The sequence below is a fragment of the Nostoc sp. CENA543 genome, assembly GCF_002896875.1.
In the GTDB taxonomy this organism is placed as follows: domain Bacteria; phylum Cyanobacteriota; class Cyanobacteriia; order Cyanobacteriales; family Nostocaceae; genus Trichormus.
The window spans coordinates 3315803-3337709 of sequence record NZ_CP023278.1 but is presented as its reverse complement, the minus strand read 5'-3'; the positions used below and the strand labels follow the sequence as shown (position 1 = coordinate 3337709).

General features: G+C 40.3%; 24 protein-coding genes and 1 tRNA gene. 10 read left to right on the top strand and 15 right to left on the bottom strand.

The window, feature by feature from the left end:
* Window positions 1-23 precede the first annotated feature (23 nt).
* Entirely contained in the window at window positions 24-2951 is a 2928-nt protein-coding gene (gene polA, locus CLI64_RS13770) for a DNA polymerase I (RefSeq protein ID WP_103140714.1), read from the bottom strand.
* 602 nt (window positions 2952-3553) lie between these two features.
* Here polA and CLI64_RS13765 point away from each other — a divergent pair.
* Window positions 3554-5227: an alpha/beta hydrolase gene (locus CLI64_RS13765; RefSeq protein WP_103137757.1), complete on the top strand. Its 1674-nt coding sequence runs from the start codon at window positions 3554-3556 to the stop codon at window positions 5225-5227.
* A gap of 40 nt (window positions 5228-5267) precedes the next feature.
* Here the strand turns inward: CLI64_RS13765 and CLI64_RS13760 are convergent, their stop codons facing one another.
* Both CLI64_RS13760 and cpdA read right to left on the bottom strand, forming a co-directional pair.
* Entirely contained in the window at window positions 5268-5963 is a 696-nt protein-coding gene (locus tag CLI64_RS13760) for a type 1 glutamine amidotransferase (protein ID WP_103137756.1), read from the bottom strand.
* A gap of 198 nt (window positions 5964-6161) precedes the next feature.
* Complete coding sequence (gene cpdA / locus CLI64_RS13755; RefSeq protein WP_103140713.1) at window positions 6162-6956, bottom strand: 3',5'-cyclic-AMP phosphodiesterase; 795 nt, start codon at window positions 6954-6956, stop codon at window positions 6162-6164.
* A 517-nt stretch (window positions 6957-7473) separates the two neighbouring features.
* Here cpdA and CLI64_RS13750 point away from each other — a divergent pair.
* Window positions 7474-7545: transfer RNA gene (locus tag CLI64_RS13750), tRNA-Cys, on the top strand.
* Between the two features lie 291 nt (window positions 7546-7836).
* Window positions 7837-8334, top strand: coding sequence for a hypothetical protein (locus tag CLI64_RS13745; protein WP_103137755.1), 498 nt, complete (start codon window positions 7837-7839; stop codon window positions 8332-8334).
* 425 nt (window positions 8335-8759) lie between these two features.
* On the opposite strand, the gene CLI64_RS31575 is transcribed toward CLI64_RS13745, so the two are convergent.
* Complete coding sequence (locus tag CLI64_RS31575; RefSeq protein WP_103137754.1) at window positions 8760-8981, bottom strand: hypothetical protein; 222 nt, start codon at window positions 8979-8981, stop codon at window positions 8760-8762.
* A complete protein-coding gene (locus CLI64_RS13735) occupies window positions 8959-9987 on the bottom strand; it encodes a CopG family ribbon-helix-helix protein (protein ID WP_157943271.1) in 1029 nt (342 codons plus the stop codon). The genes CLI64_RS31575 and CLI64_RS13735 overlap by 23 nt, the downstream gene beginning before the upstream one ends.
* Before the next feature lie 361 nt (window positions 9988-10348).
* Between CLI64_RS13735 and CLI64_RS13730 the strand changes: the two genes are divergently transcribed.
* On the top strand, window positions 10349-10543 hold the full coding sequence (locus CLI64_RS13730; RefSeq protein WP_103137752.1) for a hypothetical protein: 195 nt from the start codon (window positions 10349-10351) through the stop codon (window positions 10541-10543).
* 358 nt (window positions 10544-10901) lie between these two features.
* On the opposite strand, the gene CLI64_RS30805 is transcribed toward CLI64_RS13730, so the two are convergent.
* From CLI64_RS30805 to CLI64_RS13690, 10 genes are all read right to left on the bottom strand, one after another.
* Window positions 10902-11054 (bottom strand): hypothetical protein, encoded by a 153-nt coding sequence (locus CLI64_RS30805; RefSeq protein WP_157943270.1) that lies wholly within the window; start codon window positions 11052-11054, stop codon window positions 10902-10904.
* Window positions 11055-11311: 257 nt separating this feature from the next.
* Window positions 11312-11503 (bottom strand): hypothetical protein, encoded by a 192-nt coding sequence (locus tag CLI64_RS13725; RefSeq protein ID WP_103137751.1) that lies wholly within the window; start codon window positions 11501-11503, stop codon window positions 11312-11314.
* 246 nt (window positions 11504-11749) lie between these two features.
* Window positions 11750-12322, bottom strand: a complete 573-nt coding sequence (locus tag CLI64_RS13720) for a hypothetical protein (RefSeq protein WP_103137750.1) — start codon at window positions 12320-12322, stop codon at window positions 11750-11752.
* 187 nt (window positions 12323-12509) lie between these two features.
* Window positions 12510-12878, bottom strand: a complete 369-nt coding sequence (locus tag CLI64_RS13715; protein ID WP_103137749.1) for a hypothetical protein — start codon at window positions 12876-12878, stop codon at window positions 12510-12512.
* Complete coding sequence (locus tag CLI64_RS13710; protein ID WP_103137748.1) at window positions 12871-13377, bottom strand: hypothetical protein; 507 nt, start codon at window positions 13375-13377, stop codon at window positions 12871-12873. Before CLI64_RS13710 ends, CLI64_RS13715 begins: the two co-directional genes overlap by 8 nt.
* Window positions 13346-13621, bottom strand: coding sequence for a hypothetical protein (locus CLI64_RS13705; protein WP_103137747.1), 276 nt, complete (start codon window positions 13619-13621; stop codon window positions 13346-13348). The genes CLI64_RS13710 and CLI64_RS13705 overlap by 32 nt, the downstream gene beginning before the upstream one ends.
* 129 nt (window positions 13622-13750) lie before the next feature.
* Window positions 13751-14416 (bottom strand): hypothetical protein, encoded by a 666-nt coding sequence (locus CLI64_RS13700; RefSeq protein ID WP_103137746.1) that lies wholly within the window; start codon window positions 14414-14416, stop codon window positions 13751-13753.
* Window positions 14417-14423: 7 nt separating this feature from the next.
* Window positions 14424-14561, bottom strand: coding sequence for a ribbon-helix-helix protein, CopG family (locus CLI64_RS32175; RefSeq protein ID WP_374703965.1), 138 nt, complete (start codon window positions 14559-14561; stop codon window positions 14424-14426).
* A gap of 219 nt (window positions 14562-14780) precedes the next feature.
* On the bottom strand, window positions 14781-15974 hold the full coding sequence (gene xerC / locus CLI64_RS13695; protein ID WP_103137745.1) for a tyrosine recombinase XerC: 1194 nt from the start codon (window positions 15972-15974) through the stop codon (window positions 14781-14783).
* A gap of 145 nt (window positions 15975-16119) precedes the next feature.
* Window positions 16120-16416 carry a hypothetical protein gene (locus CLI64_RS13690; protein ID WP_103137744.1) on the bottom strand — a complete coding sequence of 99 codons (297 nt, stop codon included), beginning with the start codon at window positions 16414-16416 and terminating at the stop codon, window positions 16120-16122.
* Between the two features lie 99 nt (window positions 16417-16515).
* Here CLI64_RS13690 and CLI64_RS13685 point away from each other — a divergent pair, with 99 nt between their 5' ends.
* The 6 genes from CLI64_RS13685 to CLI64_RS13660 all read left to right on the top strand — a co-directional run bounded on the left by CLI64_RS13685 (window position 16516) and on the right by CLI64_RS13660 (window position 21885).
* Window positions 16516-17628, top strand: coding sequence for a Xaa-Pro peptidase family protein (locus CLI64_RS13685; RefSeq protein WP_103137743.1), 1113 nt, complete (start codon window positions 16516-16518; stop codon window positions 17626-17628).
* 21 nt (window positions 17629-17649) lie between these two features.
* Window positions 17650-18732, top strand: a complete 1083-nt coding sequence (galK, locus tag CLI64_RS13680; RefSeq protein ID WP_103137742.1) for a galactokinase — start codon at window positions 17650-17652, stop codon at window positions 18730-18732.
* A complete protein-coding gene (locus CLI64_RS13675; protein WP_103137741.1) occupies window positions 18722-19099 on the top strand; it encodes a signal peptidase I in 378 nt (125 codons plus the stop codon). The genes galK and CLI64_RS13675 overlap by 11 nt, the downstream gene beginning before the upstream one ends.
* A 280-nt stretch (window positions 19100-19379) precedes the next feature.
* Window positions 19380-20213, top strand: coding sequence for a phytanoyl-CoA dioxygenase family protein (locus CLI64_RS13670; protein ID WP_103137740.1), 834 nt, complete (start codon window positions 19380-19382; stop codon window positions 20211-20213).
* A 311-nt stretch (window positions 20214-20524) separates the two neighbouring features.
* On the top strand, window positions 20525-21499 hold the full coding sequence (locus CLI64_RS13665) for a glycoside hydrolase family 43 protein (RefSeq protein ID WP_103137739.1): 975 nt from the start codon (window positions 20525-20527) through the stop codon (window positions 21497-21499).
* A gap of 146 nt (window positions 21500-21645) precedes the next feature.
* Window positions 21646-21885, top strand: a complete 240-nt coding sequence (locus tag CLI64_RS13660; RefSeq protein WP_103137738.1) for a hypothetical protein — start codon at window positions 21646-21648, stop codon at window positions 21883-21885.
* Window positions 21886-21907 lie beyond the last annotated feature (22 nt).

Sequence of the window (21907 nt, the reverse complement as noted above, 5' to 3'; positions counted from 1 at the left end):
ATAAAGTTGCTTATTTTCTATGATTATTTGGTTTCCATCCAGTTTTCGCCTGCTCTTACTTCCACTACTAACGGTACACTTAATTTGACTGCACCTTCCATCACCGATTTAATTTTCGGTTGTAATTCTTCCCATTCATTAGGGGGAACTTCAAAGACTAATTCATCATGTACTTGTAATAATAATCGCGCTTGATAGTTGCGTAAAACTTCATGCAGTTGTACCATTGCGATTTTGATAATATCTGCGCTAGAACCTTGAATGGGTGCATTAGCGGCGGAACGGAGTAAACCTGCGTCGTAAGCACCTAGGTTTTTTAATTTGCTTAAATCAATGTCTTCTGGGTTGCTATTTTTGAATTTACTTAAACTTTGATTAGTAAACTCAAAATATCGCCGACGGCCAAGGATAGTTTCGACATATCCTTGAGATATCGCTTGTTTTTTTACCCCTTCTAGATAAGCGAAAATTTCTGGATAGCGACTATTAAATCGTTTAATAAATTCATTGGCGATATTTTTATCAATCCCTGTAGAACGGGAGAATTTTAGCGAACCCATGCCATAAATTACACCGAAATTAATCGTTTTGGCAATTCGGCGTTCATCGGCTGTAATATCTTCTTTTTCAAAGACTAATTTAGCTGTCACAGTATGAATATCTTCATTCTGTTGATAGGCTTTTACTAACACGGGTTCTTGACTCAAATGTGCCAGAATTCTTAACTCAATTTGTGAGTAATCAGCCGCTACCATTAACCAACCTGATGCGGGTAAAAATGCTTTGCGAATTTGGCGACTAAAGGCTGTCCGAATGGGGATATTTTGTAAGTTAGGATTGGATGAAGATAACCTACCTGTAGATGTAGATGTTTGATTGAAATTTGTATGTACTCTGTGGGTGTCTTGGCGGACTAACGCAGGTAAAGCATCTACATAGGTAGACTTTAATTTGGAGAGAGTCCGATACTCAATAATCGCATTGACAAAACCTGTTTCATCAATTTCTTGCAGTTTTTCTAATGTGGCTGCATCGGTAGAATAACCAGTCTGAATTTTTCGGGAATATTTGGTACTTAAGCCCAATTTCTCAAATAATATATGACTCAATTGTTTAGGAGAACCTAAATTAAAGTTTTCGCCAGCAATTTCTGTGGCTTGTTCATGCAGTTTTGCTAAATCTGTTTCTAACTGCTGGGATAGTTCTTTGAGATATTCAGAATCAATGCGAACTCCTGTATATTCGACTGCGGCTAAAACAGCTTCTAGGGGTTGTTCTACCTCTGTCAGTAACGTAGATAAAGCAGGAATCTTATCTAATTCCTCACGCATTTTCGGCACAAGTTGCCAAGTAGCATATACTTGTAAACAGCAATAATTTGCTACAGCAGGAATACTAATATCCGCAATGGTTTTACCTTTGGGGACTAACTCTTCATAGTTAGTTAATTGTAAACCCAAATTACGCAGGGCTAAATCTGTGAGATTATGGCTATTATCGGGATTTAAAACATAACTGGCTAGCATGGGATCAAAAATAATTCCTGCTAGGTTAATTCCTTGGGTGCGAAATACTAAGCGGTCAAATTTACCATTCTGGAATGTTTTAGGATATTGCTCACTTTCCAAAATTGGTTTGAGGGATTTCAGTACGATATCTTTATTTAAATTCTCTCCGATTTTATGGTTTATGGGAATATAAGCTAATTCGTCGGGTGCATTTCCCCAACAGCAACCAATTCCCACTAATTCCGCATCTCTGGGTTCTAAATCACTGGTTTCTGTATCCCAAGCAACAGGAGTTTGAGGGTTAGTAAATGTTTGTAATAGTGCAACTAATTCTATTAACTGTGATTCAGTGTGAATAATACGTGGTTGAATGGGAGAATCGATTTTTTCTTGTTGTGCGGCTTGTGTTTCCGCCAAGGTATAAAAATCTGCGTCATCGGCAAAAGTTTCTTCTGTATCTGTAGTGGATACTTCTGCTGCTTCTGCAACTTGTCCACCAAACTTCTGTTGTAAGGCGTTGATTTTTTTCAGATATAAATTAAACTCTAATTTTTCTAAAATAGGGATGATAATACTATCATCAAAACCCTGCAATTGACTATCTGTTAAGTTTACTTCTAGAGGGACATCTGTAACTATTTTGGCGAGGTATTGAGATTTATATGCGTCTGCTTTTCCTTCTATAAGTTTTTTTTGCGTCGCGCCTTTAATTTCATTAATAGAAGCGTAAATATTATCTAGGGATTCGTAAGCATTGAGTAATTGAACGGCGGTTTTTTCTCCTATTCCTCTCACGCCGGGAATATTATCTGATTTATCGCCACACAAGGCTTTAAAATCAACTACTTGTGTAGGTAAAATACCCAGTTTTTCTTTAACTTGTTCTGTACTAACTTCCGTGATGCCATTATTATTTGTAACGCGTTTAAGTGCATCGGGGCTAAAATTTAGGACGGTGATTTCTTTAGCAGGGTCGATGAGTTGAAATAAATCGCGATCGCCTGTTAAAATTTTCACCTTATACCCAGCCGCAGTGGCTGTTTGCGCTAATGTTCCCAACACATCATCCGCTTCATAACCAGGCGCGGTGTAAATGGGAATGTTAAAACCTTGCAATAACTCGTGCAGATTTTTTAAGTCTGGGACAAAATCTTCCGGTGTTCCTGGACGATCAGCCTTATATGTATCATCAGCTTCGTGGCGAAAAGTCGGTAAACCCAAATCAAAGGCGATCGCCATTGCTTGCGGTTGTTGTGTATCCATGACTTCCAACAGCGATTTGAGAAAGCCAAAGCATACACTAGTGGGAATTCCGGTTTTAGTCCGCAGTCCCCCATCTCGTCCTTTAGCGAAAGCATAGTAAGAACGAAAAGCTAAGGAATGTCCATCTACAAGGATGAAGGTAGGACGGGTAGTAGTTTGAGTAATAGGAGTTTGAGACATAGCCATATTGTAGCTAGAAAGCTACATCGAATCTACTGAGGCAGCAGTTTTTAACATCTGTTATTATTAACGTCGTTAGTTTCCAGCATCAAATCTAGTCGCTGCAAGGGTGAATCTTTTTCTACCTAGATACTTGCTAAATTAATTCAAACCTTAGATTTTAGTTTTCAACTTTGGGATTTATTATATTGTTTTTTATTCCTGTTCGTAGACAAAAATACAAGTAAATATCAATATTTAAATCTCTGTATTTTACAGTGAATGAACACCATTCAAGCAATCACTAAAATCTAAATCATTAGCGGGAATGAATATCACTGAGAGATGATTTATAAAGTAACCATGAAATTTGTAGTGGTGTGGCAAGGCTAAAATAGTGCAATAGCAGAAGTTCTATCCGCGTTTATCTGCGTGCATCGGCGTTTAATTCTAACCAAGTCTATTGCATCATTTTAGTCGTCTCAGTCCACTACTTAGTATTTACTTTATAAATAGGTTCTGACTCTACAAAAGATTACATTTCCGTGGCAAATTGCGTAAATCAACTGGGGTGTCAGCATCTCTACCAAAAATCAGCCTTACACCATCAAAACAGTTGAGCAATGAATAGTCTATTAAAAAAGTGGACTAGCAAAGTAAGTCAACATTCACTATTGCTAGCTCTATCAACATTACTCCCTACCTTGGGAGTTAGTCATCATGCAATGGCAGCAGAAAGGGTATTTACATCTTATTCTGGTTTAGAATTATCTATTTCTGTGGCTAGTTTAGAAACCTATGCCAAAACAGGTGCAGTAAATGAAGAATTAGCCATTTATCAACAATATTTGTCGGCGAAGCAATTTCAAGAATTACGACAAATTTTATCTAATCCTATCAAAGTTAGTCCTGCGATGTTGTCGCAATTTCTGCACACATCCCAAGGAGAATTTTTACTGCGACGCTTGGGGGAAGTCATTCAAAACAGAACTACGCAAGTTAAACCCGACTTAAAAACTTTGCGTTCAGCGTTAGTGTCAGCAGCTAGTGAACCGGAAGGGTTAACTTTATTAAATATATTACGTAAATATCCTACTAACGGCGTTTACATTAATTTACCCCAAAGTCTAGCGATCGCCAACGAACTAGAACAAATCGTCAATAAAACCCAACAGGCGATCGCACTCGTTACTAATAAATCGAATCAGGAAGCTGCTAACATTTACAATAGCAAGGGTTTAACTCACCTAGCAGATTTAAGCAATCCTGGGAAAATCACATCACAGAAATATCAACTGCGGTTATTCGACTCTACACGGAATCGCTTATTGTTAACTGATGTTTACCTTCCCCAAACTAAACAGAATGCACCTGTAATTGTGATTTCACATGGGTTAGGTTCTAACAGTAGTAACTTTGAATATTTGGCGACTCACTTAGCATCTTACGGTTTGGCGGTAGTTGTTCCCAACCATCCCACAGAAAATACAAAACAGCAGCAAGATATCATCTCCGCCGCAGAATTTCAAAATCGGCCTTTAGATATCAAGTATGTTTTAAATCAACTGGAAGTCAAAAACCAGTCTGATGTTGAGTTTAAAGGTAAATTAAATCTGCAACAAGTTGGTGTATTTGGACAGTCTTTAGGTGGTTACACAGCTTTAGCCTTAGCTGGTGCAAAAATTAACTTTGAGCAATTACAACGAGATTGTCAACCAGTAACACTCAATAAAACGTGGAATTTGTCTTTATTGGTGCAGTGTCGCGCCTTAGAGATGAAAAACAAATCCCTACCAGATAGTTTACAAGATAAACGAGTTAAAGCTGCGATCGCTGTTAATCCCATCACTAGTTCAATTTTTGGCAAAGCTGGAATGAATCAGGTGAAAGTTCCAGTAATGTTGATTAGCAGTAGTGAAGATACCATCGCACCTGCTTTGTATGAACAAATCTTACCTTTTTCTTGGCTAGCTAATTCCCAGAAATATCTCGCCGTACTTGTCGGTGGAACTCACTTCACCACCATCGGGAATAGTAACCCCAACAGTCAGCAAATCCCTTTACCACCAGAGTTAGTAGGAGATGCAGCACAAGCACGCCGCTACATTAATACTTTGAGTTTACCTTTCTTTCAAAACTATGTAGCCAATAATGTCCAATATACCCCATACTTAAGTGCAGCTTATGCTAAAACTATTTCTCGAAATTCTCTTGGTTTAAGAATAGTTCAGTCTCTGAGTTTTACTGAATTAGCACAAAGTTTAGGGAGTGAATCTAAGAATATTCCTCCCCGATAAATAGGATGGTAGTAAGGAATTATATCCTTGCTACCATAAATCATGAATTACTCGCTAGTTTATCTAAAATACTAAACATCACAGTATTAATTTGAGTGAAATTATCTGCTGGAGTTAGCATTTCTGAAGCTTGTTGGATATATTTTCCATCAACAAGTTCATCACCACAATTTTCTATAATTTGACTTACACTCTCTGGTGTTGACTCTAAGTGAAACTGTAAACCTAAAACTTTTTCATCATAAATAAAAGCCTGATTTTGACAAGCTGCACTGTAGGCTAATCTAGTTGCACCAGTTGGTAAATCAAATGTATCACCATGCCAATGAAAAACTGTAAATTTCTGTGGTAAATCACCAAAAATAGTTGATTTTCTTGCCGCATCTGTTAATTCAATTGGAAACCAACCAATTTCTTTATATTTTCCTCGATAAACTTTAGAGCCTAAAACATCTGCAATCAACTGTGAACCTAAACAAATCCCAATTACCATCTTATTAGCTGCGATCGCTTGTGCAATAAATCGCTTCTCCTGTGTCAACCAAGGATATTGTTCATCTTCATAAATATTCATTGGCCCACCCATCACCACCAACCAATCAAAATCCTCAATAGTCGGTAAGGAATCTTGAGCATAAAATCTAGTGGCAAAAAGAGAATGTTTGTGTTTTAATGCCCACTGTTCAATACTGGCAGGTGTTTCAAAAGGGACGTGCTGCAAGTAATGAATTTTCATAGATAACCCCCCAATATCTGGCTGCAAATTTCATCATCTTTGCTGAAATTATAAAATTTATCGTAAATCAGAGGGTTTAAGACCCCTACGTCTATACGTAGCATATTTTCAGTGGGGGTTGAAATCCCCGACTGAAAATGTCTTTAATTTTGAATTTTGTAGCTTGCTTCCCGATAGGGTATTTTGAATTTTGAATTGTTAAATATTAGCTGCTGATGCGAGTGGAAACGGATAAGATACTCTCTCTACCCTAGTTTCCCACCTACCATCAGGGTAGAGTGTTAGTAGACGAAATCCAGGCAAATCTTGATTAATAGCAAAAGTGGGACTTTGGGAATGAAATTGAAAGCAGGTTGAGGGAGTACCCAAATAGTCAACTTGATGACGCTGGTGCTGAAATTCCTGGTGAATGTGACCAAATAAGACTAATTTAACTTGGGGATAACGATCTAAAACCGCAAACAACTCTTCAGGGTTTTGCAAACCACTAGCATCTAACCAAGCCGAGTTAACCGGAAAAGGCGGATGATGTAAAGCTATTAAGGTGGGGTAGTTACCAAGAATTTGTAGTTCTGAGTTGAGCCATTCTATAGTTGTAGACGACAGATAGCCGTACCAATGCTCAGGTAAAGAAGAATCTAGCAAAATAAAATTCCAACCCCCCCTTTGAAAAGACTTGCGTCGCGATACCATTCCTTGATTCAAAATTTTATCCATTGCGATCGCGCAGTCATGATTACCTGGTAGCCAATAAGTAGGTATTTTGAGTGTGTTTAGTTGATATTGCAGGTTTTCATAAGATTGAGGCGTGCCATCCTCCGACAAATCTCCCGTAAGTAAGACTAAATCTAGTTCCTCTCTTAACTCTTGCAACCGTTGAATCACCGCTTGAAATGACTCTGTCGTCTGTATCCCTTGCAGTGGGCAGTTTTCCGTTGCCAACAGATGTAGATCCGTCACTTGAGCAACTGATATAGGAGAAGCCTGATTCATTTTTACGTTTAGAGAGTTTTGGGTATTAATATCTGATTCTCCTTTGTCTGTTGTGGAGACAATATCATTTTTCTCTGTTGTCAAAAAATAGCTTGTTTATAAAACTTACATTTAACAGCACAAATAACATTATTTACCTTCATGCGTCATGTTTAACGGCTCAAAAAAACCTTTTCCTTTTTCAGCAATAACACATAAATAAAAGCAATTTTTTTGTATAAATTATTATTTTAACTACGTTTTTAATTTTTCAACCTATCCTAAGATAGAAATTATGTGATTTTTGTAGCTTACAACACTTATACATTAACTAGAAATGTAAATCCGGTTTCGGGCGGAAGATATAGCAGTTATTAGGTGTCCATGAAATTGCTAGCAACCTCACACTGAAAACATTTCTCTCCAACCAAGAGTTGCGGCAGCAGATAAGGAAGTTTCAGAAATGCAAAGGAAAAATTTTCTAGAGCAGGAATGTCAATTTAGTTGATAATCTGATAATATAGGTGAATGTGGATATGGCGACATAGCCAAGTGGTAAGGCAGAGGTCTGCAAAACCTTTATCCCCCGGTTCAAATCCGGGTGTCGCCTTAAGGCTTCCAGCCTTTTAAGAGTGCCAAGTAAATATCAAAAGAGACTTTGTGATAGCCAAACTGATAGCCAAAAGGGGTACTAGCTGACTAAATGCTGTTAGGTGCGGCTTATATTTAACAACTATCTTTAAAGTTCTTCAGGTGTCTAAACTTAGCCCCTTAGAGGTTATTAGCTTCTAAGGGGTTATTTTATGGGGCTAGTGGTTATTAGTTTAGCAGGGTGTAATACTTTACTTGACCTTGAGTATTAGCCGCAATAAACTAAGGTTAGTAATATTAAATACTCATTATGCAAATGCTGGGTAAGATTACAAAGCTTATTGAAGAGAACCCTAAGAAGGTACTTAGTATCTGGTTATTAATAGTTATACCCTTGGCGGTAATCTCGCACATCTTGAAGCCCCAGGTACAAGAACAGCAGCAAACCAAAATAGAGCCTTTTGATAGAACTAAGTGTAAGGTTTATACCATTGGGGTAGCTTTAGATGCTCTGGTGTACCAGTTCAAAGGGGTAGATGGTAAACTAGATTACATATTAGTTGCAAATGACCCTGGTGTTATCCAGACATTTGATAGAACAGATTATGGGATTATTTGGTGGTCTAGTTCTGGTTTTAGGAGTTCTGATTATCTGGAGCTAGTGAAGGTATTACCACCGGAGGGTTTAAAAGAGCTAGATGCCATACTAGATAGTTATAGTTATGCGGCTTTAGGTACTAGTGCTTTTGCTAAAGCAATAAGAGAAAGCCCCAATGCAGGGGTACTTAATACCTGTGATGTTGAGTAGGGTTTACCCTTTGAGTTAGCGGTTGAACCTCAAGTTACCTCAAGTTACCTTATCAGTTACCTCTAGTTACCTTTAAGGGTAACTACTACAAGCCTTATATAACCTAGAGATTAGCCCTTGAGTTACCTAGTTACCTCTGTTATGAGCTTAAAAAGTCCTATATATAACTGTAGACCCTTTTTAAGAGAAAATAGAGGTAACTAGGTAACTGATAAGCTGAAAAGCTTGCCCTATATGAATCATAGCAGTTACCTCTAAAAGTATCTGGAGGTAACTAGAGGTAACTGGAGGTAACTGAGGGATAATAGAGCTAATACTTAAGCGCATCTAAGCGAGTTAAGTAAAGAAAAACCCCAGTATAGCCTGGGGAGTTTCCGGTAATAACCCCAGACCATACTGGGGTAATCATAATGTAATCCCTAATATCAATAAAGTGTGAATAGGTTAGTCTTGAGAATCTTTAGGTCTACCCTTTTACCTGATTGGTTGAATACTTCCTTAACAAGCTGCCCTTCTAGGTTGTAGTAGTAGGTGTCTTGTAGCCCTTTGGAGTCTATAGGCATAACCCATCGGGCAATAGGGCTGTAGGTGGGTAGGTATTGCCCTTTGAATGGGCTTGGCTGGTTAGCCCAATCTTGCTGGTTCATGGTACAAGTCCTGTAGCTTTTGCTTTAACTCTTGCTGTTGGCTGTGTAAACTCTTTCTTTCCTCTACATCCTCAGATGATCTGATCTTTTTCTCTAGTTGCTCAATCTGCACTTCTATTGCTTTTGCATCATAGTTGATAGTTCTTACATAGCTACTCTTGTGCCATTCATCTTTATAGTCCTTACCGAAACTAGTCCATACCCCATCAATACAGATATCTAAGAAGTGTCTATTGATTAACTCTTTATAGCTGATATTAAATCTCTCATGTAGGTACTGATTGGTGAAGGTTTCCAGATGATTGAAACTTACTACTTCCTCATCCTCTCCTGGAAAGTATTTGTAGGGGTCTCTATTACCTGATAGGTTCTTAACCTCTTCCTCTTCCTTAGCCCATTGTTCTGGGTCATAACCAAAGCTACCCAAGGGGCTGATAAAGTGACCATCTGGGCTAACCTGTAACTCTTCTAGGTCTGCTGCGACTACCTTGAAAGCAATCCTACCTGACTTAGTTCTGGTTTCTCTGGTGATGATATCTAAGTCATAGTGGTATCTGAGAGTTTCTGTATTCCGCTTGATACCATCTCTAGCCCATTCCTGGGTATGAAATCTACTAGTCATTAGTAGACTGAAAAGCTTTGTAGATTGCTTAGTTACCTCAAATCCTGGCTTAAAGTGGTACTCAGGCTCATCATTTTTCTTAGCTATCTCTTCTCTGATTAGCTTATTCTCTTCCTTAAGGTTGTGTATCTGTGCCTGTAACATATCTAGGGCATTTTTGATGTCTATTGCTACATCAGTGATTGGGCGATCGCCTTCTAGCTGTTCTTTAACTTGTTGTGCTACCTCTAGGGATTGGTAGACTTGACCCGCTAAAGTGTCCTTAATAGCATTAATAATGAACTGGTGTTTACTGATACCTGATACCTGACTAGCTGCCTTAATCTGCTGATCTAGCTCTTCAGGCAGTCTTAGGGTCATATCATTGGTTTTAACTTTAGCCATAAGTTTGTTTCCTATCCCTCTCTCTTGATTGGTGTGATACCATGATACCATAATATCTATATTTTGTCATTTTTTGAGTAGCCCTATGGGTAACTGTGAAACCCTTATACTGCTTAGGCTTGTATTTTATCCCTCTCATCAAGTTGGTATGGTATCTGATACCATCATAGGGATTTGATTTTAAATATATTATATAAAGCCATTAATGTATAATGATAGCTTATGCTTGATGCTTAAATCACCTAAATCCTAGAACTTATTTCCTATCTCTCTCTTGTTCTTGGTATCATACCAGATACCATATTGTGACAAAATAGTAGTATCATGTTATAATGATATACAGTAATATAGTTAAGCAGATATGAAAACACATAAGACCCTACTAAGACTACCTGAAGATGTAAAAGCCTTACTAGAATCGGCTAAGGCTATTACTGGGAAGTCTCAGCAACAGTTAATCATTGAAGCCATTAGGCAATCATTAGAAGGCTATCCAGCTATCCAACTATCGATACTAGATAGACTAGACAGAATAGAATCTAAGTTATCCCTGTAAGCATAAATATCTATACTATCTCTCTTGTAATCCCAGGTGATACTGGGATTTTTCTTGATACTACTATGGTATCTGGTATGATACCATTAGTATGAGAGAGATAAAATATTATTAGGGAAGTTTAAGGTATTTACAAGGGTTGTAATAGGTCTACTGTGGGGATTAATAGGGTACTAATACTTCTGATACTATAATAATGGTATCTGGTATGATACTATCTACATGGGAGTGATGGGAATAAAGTTTTAGAATAGTCGGCTGATTCTGAGGCTTTAAGGTTGCCCTTGGTATCAGATACCATACTAAAGATAAGAGAGTGATAGATTAGTAGCTCTGAAGTTTAGACAAGTCCCCTGGTTTAGTCATAATCCTCTGGACACCAGCCAAATGAGTTATTAGGGTCTATGTGGCATCCTAAAGACTCGCCTGTAGTGATTTGAACCAAGCCGAGAGCTACTGCTGCGGAGATGAGGAGAACTATTATTGGTCTAGGTACTCTGATGAGTTTCATAAAGATACATTAAGTAATACTAGTATCTTACTACACACATATTCCACTGTGTATTGTTGCAGTCACTTAGTCTTCTTAGTTCTGCCCAGGTGTTCTAGGATCACTGTGGATGTCTTTATATGCTTTTACTGCTATATCTATCAGATGTTCTCTCATATCACTAGGATAGCTGAATACCTACTAGATCACATAACCCTCTACACCTACCCTTAGAAACTAATAAACCCTCTTAGGGTTAACCTAGAGGGTCTAAGGTGTTATTTAATCTCTAGGTAGTCTCTAACTGCCCAGTCAGCCTTACCAGATTGCCAGATTGCGATCGCTGGCAACAGTTCCTTAGTCAGCCCTTGGTTAATCAATGCCTCCATAGTAATCCCCAGGCGGATAGCCTCAGCCTCTAGGGCTACTAGTAACTCATTATCAAGTTTCAGGGTTACTTCAGTCTTCATAGTCTTCATCCTCTTCAAGTTCTCCATAGAGTTCCTTATACTTGTCCAGCTTCTCTAGTAGGACTTGAGCTAGCCTGAGTAACTGGTTTCTGCTTAGGTCTGTTATTTGCATTGAGTTTTCTTAGTCTGATTACCTTGCCGGATAGTTTAGATACTTTGTACTTCATAGCTGCCAGGGTGATCTAAATACCCTGTGTTCATTTGTGTACTTATTTAGTCAAGTAGCTACATAGGGCTACTAAGTGGCTAAGAAGCCTTAATGAAATCCAGCCAGCTATCCAAGGGTTTAAATAAGTGCCTGGGGACTCCATAGGATAACTCTTGGGACTTAACCCTAAGCCAGCTAGTCTCTCTGGTCAGCCTATCCGCCTCAGTGACCCTGGCTTCTCCTGTGGTTCTATCAATGGCGACTATGAAGTGAACAGGGAACTTATATCTGTCCCATCTGGTTGCTATACCACCGACTAGTATGTTATTCTTCTGGAAGATATTAGCCCCTGACTTAACCTCTAAGTTATATCCTTTACCATTGTGGATAACTCGGATGTCCCTTTGGAACTGTGCATAGAGGCTTTGGGCTAGCTTAGACTGACTGCGAGTTCTCCAGTTCTCAGGGTCAGGCTTATAGTTCCAATAGTGCGCCCGATAGGTCATGTACTGATCTGGCTGGTATACCTTGTCTAACCCTTGAGTTTTCAGGTACTCAGTTAGGCTGTATTCCCATGAGTTACCGCAGGCTAGGCGATCGCTAAATGAGTCTCTGAAGTAATCAGAGTCTCTACTTGCGCCATTGAGCGCAATATGTGTTATAATAATCATCAGAATCTTTGAAGTTTGTTTGATAGTCCCTTGGGTAGCTGCGAACTACTCAAGGGCTTTGCATTTGTACTTAGGTGGTAAGAAAAGGCTCGACTCAGCAAGTTGTTTGCTTAGTTCTGGCTTCTGTAATCCTTACTGGGCTTAGGTTTCTTACTTATGGGTTAGTCTGTTTCTTACTTTTTTCTTACTAATCATAAAAAGCTTTCCATATATCCTCATATAGAGCCTCATCAATCTCGATGGGTTCATTTGAATATTCTCTGATTGCTGGTATGTAGCTTGGAGATTCAAGGCACTCTATGAAAAACAAGGCTTCCTCTTTAGTCTCAAAGGATTTGAATGTAGGATTATCCCATCCTTTATCTAGGACTAGGCATATATACTCAGCCTGACCTTCTGTGAGGTCTGGGAAATCTTGGTCTGGTATGTGGTTATCAGGTGTTAGGTAATGGTTATATACCCTACTAGGGTTGGTTAGATAAGCCTGTAACCTACCTGGGTAATCTGGGTTAGATGGTAGGACTGAATAGAACACTCGGTACATTTGGTTACTCATAAGAATCTCCGGTATTTATATCGGGATTGCGGAAATCTCTGCTATCTTCCGCTAGGGCTAGCTCTGCCTCTAGACTGGCTATCTGAAGCTGAACATTAACCACAGGGTCAGGTTGGTCATACTGTAGGCGGTACTTAAGAATCCCAGAGGCAGTCTCTAACATCTCTCTGAGTACCCTAGCGGTTCTTAAATCTCCTGTTAACCTGTAGGTATCCCTAAGATTCTCGACCGCATCTAAAGAGGTCTTAAGTAACCGCTTAAACATCACTGAATCAGTAGCATCTTCCTCATAAACTGGATCGCCTGATTCTCTAGGGGCTACTGTGGGTACTGTCTTATCCTTGAAGTTATATAGCTGCCTGGGTGTAACCTTGTGACCCTGGCTAGCCAGCCATCGGCTTATTGATGGTGCTGGGATACCCTTAGCTAGCTGTTCAGTTACCTTAGACTTAATATCATCTGGTAGATTACTGACTACACAGGGCTTTGTCTGTGCCATTGGTTTTAATCTCCTTAATGGTTTCTATAATCGCGCCAAGAGTGTTTAGGGTGTCAGTAGGGCTAAGTCCTACTAGACTTTCCAGAATCATCAAATAGGCTGCTCTAGTTCCCCTATCCATCTGTAAAAAGCTAAGGGCATCCCTAACCACTGCTGATACAGGTTGCCCAGTCTCAACACTTAACTGGGTTAACCATTGCTTAGTATTAGGGTCTATTCTGATTTCTAGTTTTTCTGTTTTCATAAATGACCTCCTATCTGTCATTACTTTGTCAGGACATATCTAGATATAGTCAAATCCTTATTACCCCATAAATAAAACCCTAGTTTGTTGCTAGGGTTACTAGGGTTTATTGACTTAACCTTGTGTGTCTTAGACTACATTAAACAGACTGGCAATGAAGAACATATCGCTAGCTGTTAACTCTGATTTATCAGGGATATCAATAGGGTTAGCCTCTAGCTTTACTAACTCCTTAAGCTGGTACATAAAGCTTGAGAATCTATCTAACTCAATCTCAGCAGGTAAGAAAGTACCATCATCAAATATGGACTGTAGGCAGTAATCAAACCATACTTGAGAGTCTAGGGGGTCATTACCTAGCAGTTTTTGGATATCAATATATAGGTCTGTAGATGTCTTGTAGCTCTTACCGCGCCAGATTAAACCGCCATTACCTACTCGATGCCCAGCTAGCTCGACTCCATATTGAGGATGACTAAGCAGCATGACAGCCCATCGCACATAGATTAGCTCTAAGATTTCTGGGTTATAGCTTAGGTTAAATCTACTGTAGACATTAGCCACATCATCAGCAGTCAGATTACCGATTTTAATCTTGGCTTTGATGAACTGATGTAGTAACTCTAAGACCTTTTGCTTACTCTTGCGCTCAAAGGCTAACTCCTCAGCTACCTTTCGGGCTGTTTCTGCTACCTGTTTGTCATGGTCGGCTACTCGCTGTCTAGCAGTTTCAATATCATCAGCATTGGTCATATAACCTTGAGCCTTGTAGCCATAGTTGGATTGTTTAGTCATAAATACCTTATCTGTTTACTAGGTTGTCTATTAGTTGTCTGATTAGTTCGGCTGGCTTTAACCCTCTAGACTTACAGAGTGCTAATAGTTTCTCCTTGTCCTCTTGGGATAGCCGAATGTTCTGATGTGCGGTATATCGCCTCATAGAAACTTCTTTGTGTTCATTTGTATACTTCTAATATGTCAACTAAGATTTATAGAGATTACCGATGGTCACTGAGGAAACCATAATCAGCCTTATTGAGAGACTAGAGCTAGAACTAGAACACCATGAACCTGAAACATTTGATTACTTACACAAAAGAAAAGCCCTTGGCTATCTTTCCAGGGCTTTGCTTTATTACCAACAGTGCTACATCAAAGGCTAAATATTAGGTAACTCTAGGGGTACTGTGTTCCCTGCATAGTGCTTAAGGATCATCTCTGGGCTGTTCCCTACCAACTTGGCTACTGTAGTAACTGTTAGACCTTCAGCCAGCATCAAGGTAATAAAGGTGTGCCTAGTGTTATACAGGCATCTGTAGCGGTTAATCTTACCCTCATTCATTAGCTGTTGGATGACCCCTCTGTAGTTCTTATTGCCCATCTTGCCACCTTTCCAGACTTGATTAGAGAATCTAGTGTTATTGATAATGCCACCTGTGGGACTAGTGAATACTAAACTCTCTAAGTCTGGGTCAGAGGGTCTGATATTTAGTAATAGTTCCCTAACTTGGCTGCTACATGGGAACTTCCTTGTTTTACCTGTCTTGGTAGTCTTTCTAATATCTAGCTGGCTGTCATAGGACTCAGCAAAGGTTATCTGGGTACACTCAGGGTTTATATGCTTCCACTGAAGCGCGATCGCTTCCCCAGTCCGGCAACCAGTCCAGAACAAGAACTTAACAAAAGGCGCATAGTGGGTTCTAGTATCCTCAAATGCCTTGATGATGGTATTCATCTCATCTCGGCTGAAAGGGTCTATGGCATCCCGATCATGTCTAGGTAGCTTAATATCCTCTGACATCCCTACAAATGGGTTATCCTTTAGCAGTCCTGAACCTACAGCCCATTTACAGCAGGCTGACAGGTAGGTTAAGACTCTCTTAGCTGCATTAGGTGATAACTCAGTTAACAAGTAATCTCTAATGGCGATCGCCTGGGTTATGTCTTTGGTGGGTAGGGACTTGATGTGGTTTCTGTATTTCCTCACATAGTCCTTTAGGTATGTAGTAGAGGCTAGCTGAGGTTTCATAAACTCACAGTACCTATCCCAGAGTTCCATTAGGTCAGTCTGGGGGGTCTTAGGCTTCACTAGGGTTAACTGAGGCTGCCTGTAAGTCTCCAACTTTTCACTATAGCGGTCTAATGTCGGGTCAAGATTCCCTGTGAGTATTTCTTCCTCTATCCAGCTAGCTACTGCGGCTACCCTGCGCCTATTAATCTCATTGGCATCTAACCCAGTATTCAGATATCTATTCTGACCTGCCTGGGTGACTACTCTAGGTAATCTGAGTCTCAGCTTACCTCTGTATTCCTCAACCCCTACACTACCTCTGGGTTTCTTAGCGGTATTCATTTGGCTATCCAAAACCTTTATCCCCAAATGATAGCCAATGTGATAGCCAAAGTCAATGGGTGTTTATCTGTATTTGCCGACAATATGGGCATTTGAGCCGCCTAAGCCTCAGCAGTGCCGGTCTGCAAAACCTTTATCCCCCGGTTCAAATCCGGGTGTCGCCTTGTACTTTGTACATTAAGAAAATATAAGTATTGACAGGGCTTACAAGCCCTTTTTTGTTGGAAGTTAAAGCTCTTGTTTTCACAGCTTTAACAATTTTTGAGGTTATTTTGGGTATTTTGAGGAAATTACTGGGGTAAAACTGGGATAAAGATTTAAGGTAGAGGTTTTTGCCCCAATTAATTAACTTTACGCCACCTGAAAAGTCTAAAAGTATTGCGAGTTGTGGTTCTGTATAGATAAAGAACTCTAATGGCAGACTCAAACTAGTTTTTTCCATCCAGTTATTACTCCAGAACGTGCGATCGCTCAACCTCAGACAGACGCAGAAAGACACAGATGAATTTGATAATTAACTGTATCTATCTGTGTTCTTCCTATGAGCGAAGAAGTCTCGACGAAACTGCGATTCATCAGAGAAACCATCTCTCAAACTGAGGTTGGGGGTGTGCGTCTGCGTGGTACAGATTGGTTTGCTTGGGCAACTGCTGGTGCTTCTAATACCGTACTGCTGACTGCTGAAACTGGCGTTGCAGAATTATTAGTAACTGGGCAAGATGCGTGGGTATTAACGGATGAAATTGAAGCGCAACGTCTCAAAGATGAGGAACTACCCAGTAATTTTAAGCTATATATTAACCCTTGGGCTGATGCTACGGCTCGTGAAGCTTTTGTCCGTGAGGCTACAGATGGGGGAAAAGTGATCAGCGATGTCTGCGACAACGCGAAGCGCGTACGCCCTCTTTCTCCTTTAGAACAACCAATACCCAAATCTCTACAACAACATAAATGGGTATTATTGCCCACTGAGTTAGACAGATATCGCCACGTCGGACAACAAGCCAGCGCAGCGATGACAGAAGTGCTACAAGCTGCCCAACCTACTTGGACAGAATATCAGTTAGCGGGTGCAGGTGCGGAAGCGTTGTGGTCGAGAGGTTTACATCCGGCTTTGACATTGGTAGCTGGTGAGAGGCGTTTACCCCTATACCGTCATGCTACACCGACGGCGGAAAAGATAGGAAGACAAGCAATGCTGGTATTTTGCGCTAGAGGCTATGGATTGTATGCTAATCTGACTAGATTTGTTTGTTTTGGTAGCCTAACAGATGATGAAACTGAATTACATCGTCATGTCTGCGAAATAGAAGCCAAAGCACTCTCAGCATCTCTACCTGGAATGACGCTGGATGCAGTTTATTATGCTTTAGCGCAAGCGTATGAACAACATGGTTTTCCTCATGCTATCCGTGAACATCATCAGGGAGGAACTACAGGCTATTTAGCCAGAGAGATTGTTGCTAATCCCACAACAACCGACTTTTTAACAGAAAATATGGCGATCGCCTGGAATCCTAGTTTAACAGGTGCGAAGGTTGAAGATACTTTTGTCATTCTCAAGGATGGGAAATTAGAAAATCTCACTTTTGATCCAAACTTCCCTAGTGTGGAGGTAGAAGGAAGATTACGCCCTGTACCCTTAGAGAAATGACTGAGAAATTTACTAACAATTATGACTTTTCCACAAATATTTCATCAAATACCTCAGACTCAAGCGAGTGCATCAGGAAGAGTTAATTTACTGGGCGAACATACAGACTATAACGATGGTTTTGTCTTACCAACAGCAATTCCGCAACAGACAACGGTACAGCTTGGTTTGAGTGATGAAGGAGAACACCAGTTTTATTCAGAAAATCTGCAAGAGCGTGTGAGTATTTTAGATAGTCATCACACGCCTTCTGGATTTGCCAGTTATATTTTTGGCTGTATTGAAGTCTTAAAACAAGCCGGATATACGATTCCTTCGCTGAATATGTATGTCCAATCCTCAGTGCCTATGGGTGCTGGTTTATCTAGTAGTGCGGCTTTAGAAGTAGCAACACTGCGAGCAATTCGCCAATTATTAGACTTACCAATCGATGATGTCGAAATTGCTCGACTTGCCCAACAAGCAGAAATTCACTATGCAGGCGTACAATGCGGCATCATGGATCAAATGGCTTCCAGTCTTGCTGATACTGAGCATATTCTGTTTTTAGATACTCGAACACTAGAACGTCGAGTTCTTCCTTTCCCCGAAGGCACAACAATTTTAGTTATAGATAGTGGTGTACCGCGCACCCTAGCAACTAGCGGATATAACCAACGTCGTGCTGAGTGTCAGGAAGCGGCGCATTTATTGGGAGTCAAAGCACTACGAGATATTACTGAAGTTCAGGTGACAGAAAAACTGCCAGAACCATTAAACCGTCGCGCGCGTCATGTGGTGACAGAAGATAACCGTGTTTTAGAAGTTTTGCAGGGAGTCACACCTGAGCGTTTTGGTGAGTTGATGAACGCATCTCACGCTAGTTTGCGGGATGATTATGAAGTCTCTGTACCAGCATTGGATACATTGGTAGAAATTTTACAGAAAACCCCAGGTGTATTTGGTGCAAGGCTGACAGGTGCAGGTTTTGGGGGTGCTTGTGTGGCGTTGGTAGCTTTAGGGCAAGAAAAAAACATCGCTTCTCAAGTCCTCAAGCAGTACAACAATGCAGGTTATGCAGGACAAATTTTAGTACCTAACTTCGAGGTGCATAATGCAGCCTAATGTTATTTTTGGCAATGCTGTCAGCGAAGGTGCAAATCGTTGGGGTTGGTTTATGGGACACTTCATCACTCCAGATGATGATCCGCGTTCAACTACAGCACTAGAAATTAAGTGGGGTGTGCATCAAGCAGGCGAAAGTAGAACTGAGTGGGCAGTAAATAATCAAGCTGCTACACTTTCTATCTTGATTAATGGTAAATTTTGTCTGCAATTTGAGGATAGAGAGATTACCTTATCTCGTGAAGGTGATTATGTGTTGTGGTGTGAAGGTGTGCCGCATTGTTGGACTGCTCAGTCTGACTGTACGATTGTGACCGTGAGATGGCCTTCTGTACCGAATGATAGTGTAGGTGTGCGGTTGAAGTAAGGCAGATAGAAACAAAATTAAATTATATTTTCTAATCTTTATTTCACAGCATGATAGCTATTTGTAGCTATTTATCTACTTATTTGCCAGTATCCTTATAGTTGAACTTACTAATACATGAGTTCGCTTATTTCTTATATTACTAACAGTAAATTTTATAAAAATCAATAAAACAAATATCAATATAATACGCTATTATCGACTAGCAATTACAAAAAACTGTTGTCAGAGTCTGATTTAAATTTGGCTCTCAAGTTATTAATGCAAGAGGTTAAGAGAAATGGTGCAAAGTATAGGCGGTATAGCTAAATATTCAGCTACCGACCTAGATAGATTTGCTCAAGAATTGAATCAAGACGGAATTTGTGTAATTCGTAATCTTTTTGAGCAAAAATTGATTGATGAGTGGTTAGAAGCGTTTGAAAAGTTATTTCACGATCGCCAAAATCAACCAGGTGGTTTAGCTCCTCGTGAAACCTCCCGCTATTATCTCACTTTGCCTTGGGTTTACCCATTTGCAAATGAGTTGGTTTTTGCAAACCCAGTCATTATGGGTATTCTTGAGCGCGTCTTTTATCAAGAATACGTCATGGTGCAGTTGGGGGTTGATGTTCCATTCCAGGGTTCAGATTATCAAGAAATTCATCGGGACTTTCGCCCATTATTTAGCGATGGGCTAAGCCCCGCCGTAGGCGATCGCATAGTTACACCACTTTACGCCCTAGCAGTTAACTTTCCCTTGGTGGAAGTTACCCCAGACAACGGCCCGTTTCAAATGGCGAGGGGAACTCATCTTTTACCAAGAGAAGAAGGACTACAAAAGATTGCTACGGGTGAAATTCCGATGGAATCATTTTATATGCAGCCTGGAGATGTGATGGTGCGATCGCCTTTAGCACTACACCGAGGTTCACCAAATCGGACAAACCAGCCTAGACCTATGGTAGTCATGGGTTACGCTATGCACTGGTTACATACACCAAAGGTAGATTTAACTCTGCCACGAGACTATTATGATAGTCTCCCAGCAGAACTGAGGCAGATGCTACGGTGCGAAGTTGTAGAGCAATTGTCTAAAGAAAAAGTCGAAACTTATATCAATTTCAAGTATTAGTAATTGGTCATTAGTTAACGTGAATTCGATAGTTGGGAAAAACCCCTCTCCAAACCTCTCACGCCAGTTGCTACAACGGGGGGAACCCCCGCAACGCACTGGCTCCCCGAAACGGAGAGAGGCTTTGAATCTTAACTCCCCTTCCCTGTCTTTGCTACGCAACGCTAACGCGAACGACACGCTGCGCGAACGTAGGGAAGGGGTTGGGGGTTAAGTTTGAGATAAAGTTGCACACGGCATTAGTTATTAATGGCTAATGACTAATGACTAATGACTAATGACTAATGACTAATGACTAATGACTATTAACTATGGAATACACTAATCCCATTTATCAAGGTTATTTTGCTGATCCCTTTGTTTGGCAACACGAAGGCGTATATTATGCGATCGGCACTGGTGCAGCAGAGGCAGAAGGAACAAAACAATCACGTGTATTTCCTCTGTTACGTTCCTTCGATTTTGTCAATTGGCATTTTGTTGATCACGCACTGTTGCGACCAGACTCAGCCCTCGGCAATAATTATTGGGCCCCTGAAGTTGCTTACAATAATGGAATTTTTTATCTCTACTACTCTGTCGGACATGAAGATAAAAATCATCAATTGCGAGTAGCTACAAGTGAGACTCCTTTGGGTTCTTATCAAGATATTGGCGAAGGACTTACAGACTTAAATACTTGTCCCTTTGCGATTGATCCGCATCCATTTTGTGATGATGATGGACAGTGGTATCTATTTTACGCTCGTGACTTTTTGGATACAGAAGGCGGTGTGCGTGTTGGTACAGCTTTGTTTGTAGACCGACTCCAAACGATGACCAAACTGGCTGGAGAGGGAAAGGTCGTTTTACGGGCGCGTTCCGATTGGCAAAGATTTTTAGCCAAGCGTTTAATGTACGGTGAAATCTATGATTGGCACACTTTAGAAGGCCCTTGTGTTCGTAAGCATGAAGGTAAATACTACTGCTTTTATAGTGGTGGACGCTGGGAAACTGAAGACTATGGTGTAGATTATGGTGTCGCTGATCATGTGATGGGGTCTTACTCTGATGCTGGTAACGAAACCGGGCCACGGGTGTTAAAGTCTGTGCCTAATTTTGTCAGAGGGCCAGGACATAACTCTATTGTGCTTGGGCCAGATGCTCAAACTGAGTATGTTGTTTACCATGCTTGGACACAAAACATGGATAAACGACAAATTTGTTTAGATAAACTTAGTTGGACACCAAAGGGGCCACGTTGCCAAGGCCCTACTTGGACACCGCAGACTATTACTAACTCTTAAAATTACTTCTGTGCGAAAGCAATTGATATCATCCACAGTGATTTTTTTCTGAGTTAGTTATAGAAATAGTTCTATCTATGGATAGTAAAGTTATTAGAAAATCAACACTATCATTAGAGAATAACTGGATTAAAAGGTGCAAATATATGACATCAAAAACACCTCCCGATAATCGCCAAGATGAAAATAAATATGACCCAGAAGATAATCCTGGGACTCAAACAACTGTGCCAACTACAGAAGAAGGGGATACTCCGCTTGATGAAAGATATCGGATGACTGGTCAAGAATCAGGTACAGAAACTCGTCCGGGTGCTGAACCGGAAGCGGCTGGAGGTACTGTTACAGTTCCTGGTCTTCCCAATCAAGGGACAGAATCTCGTTAAGATGATTATTGAATCTTGAAAA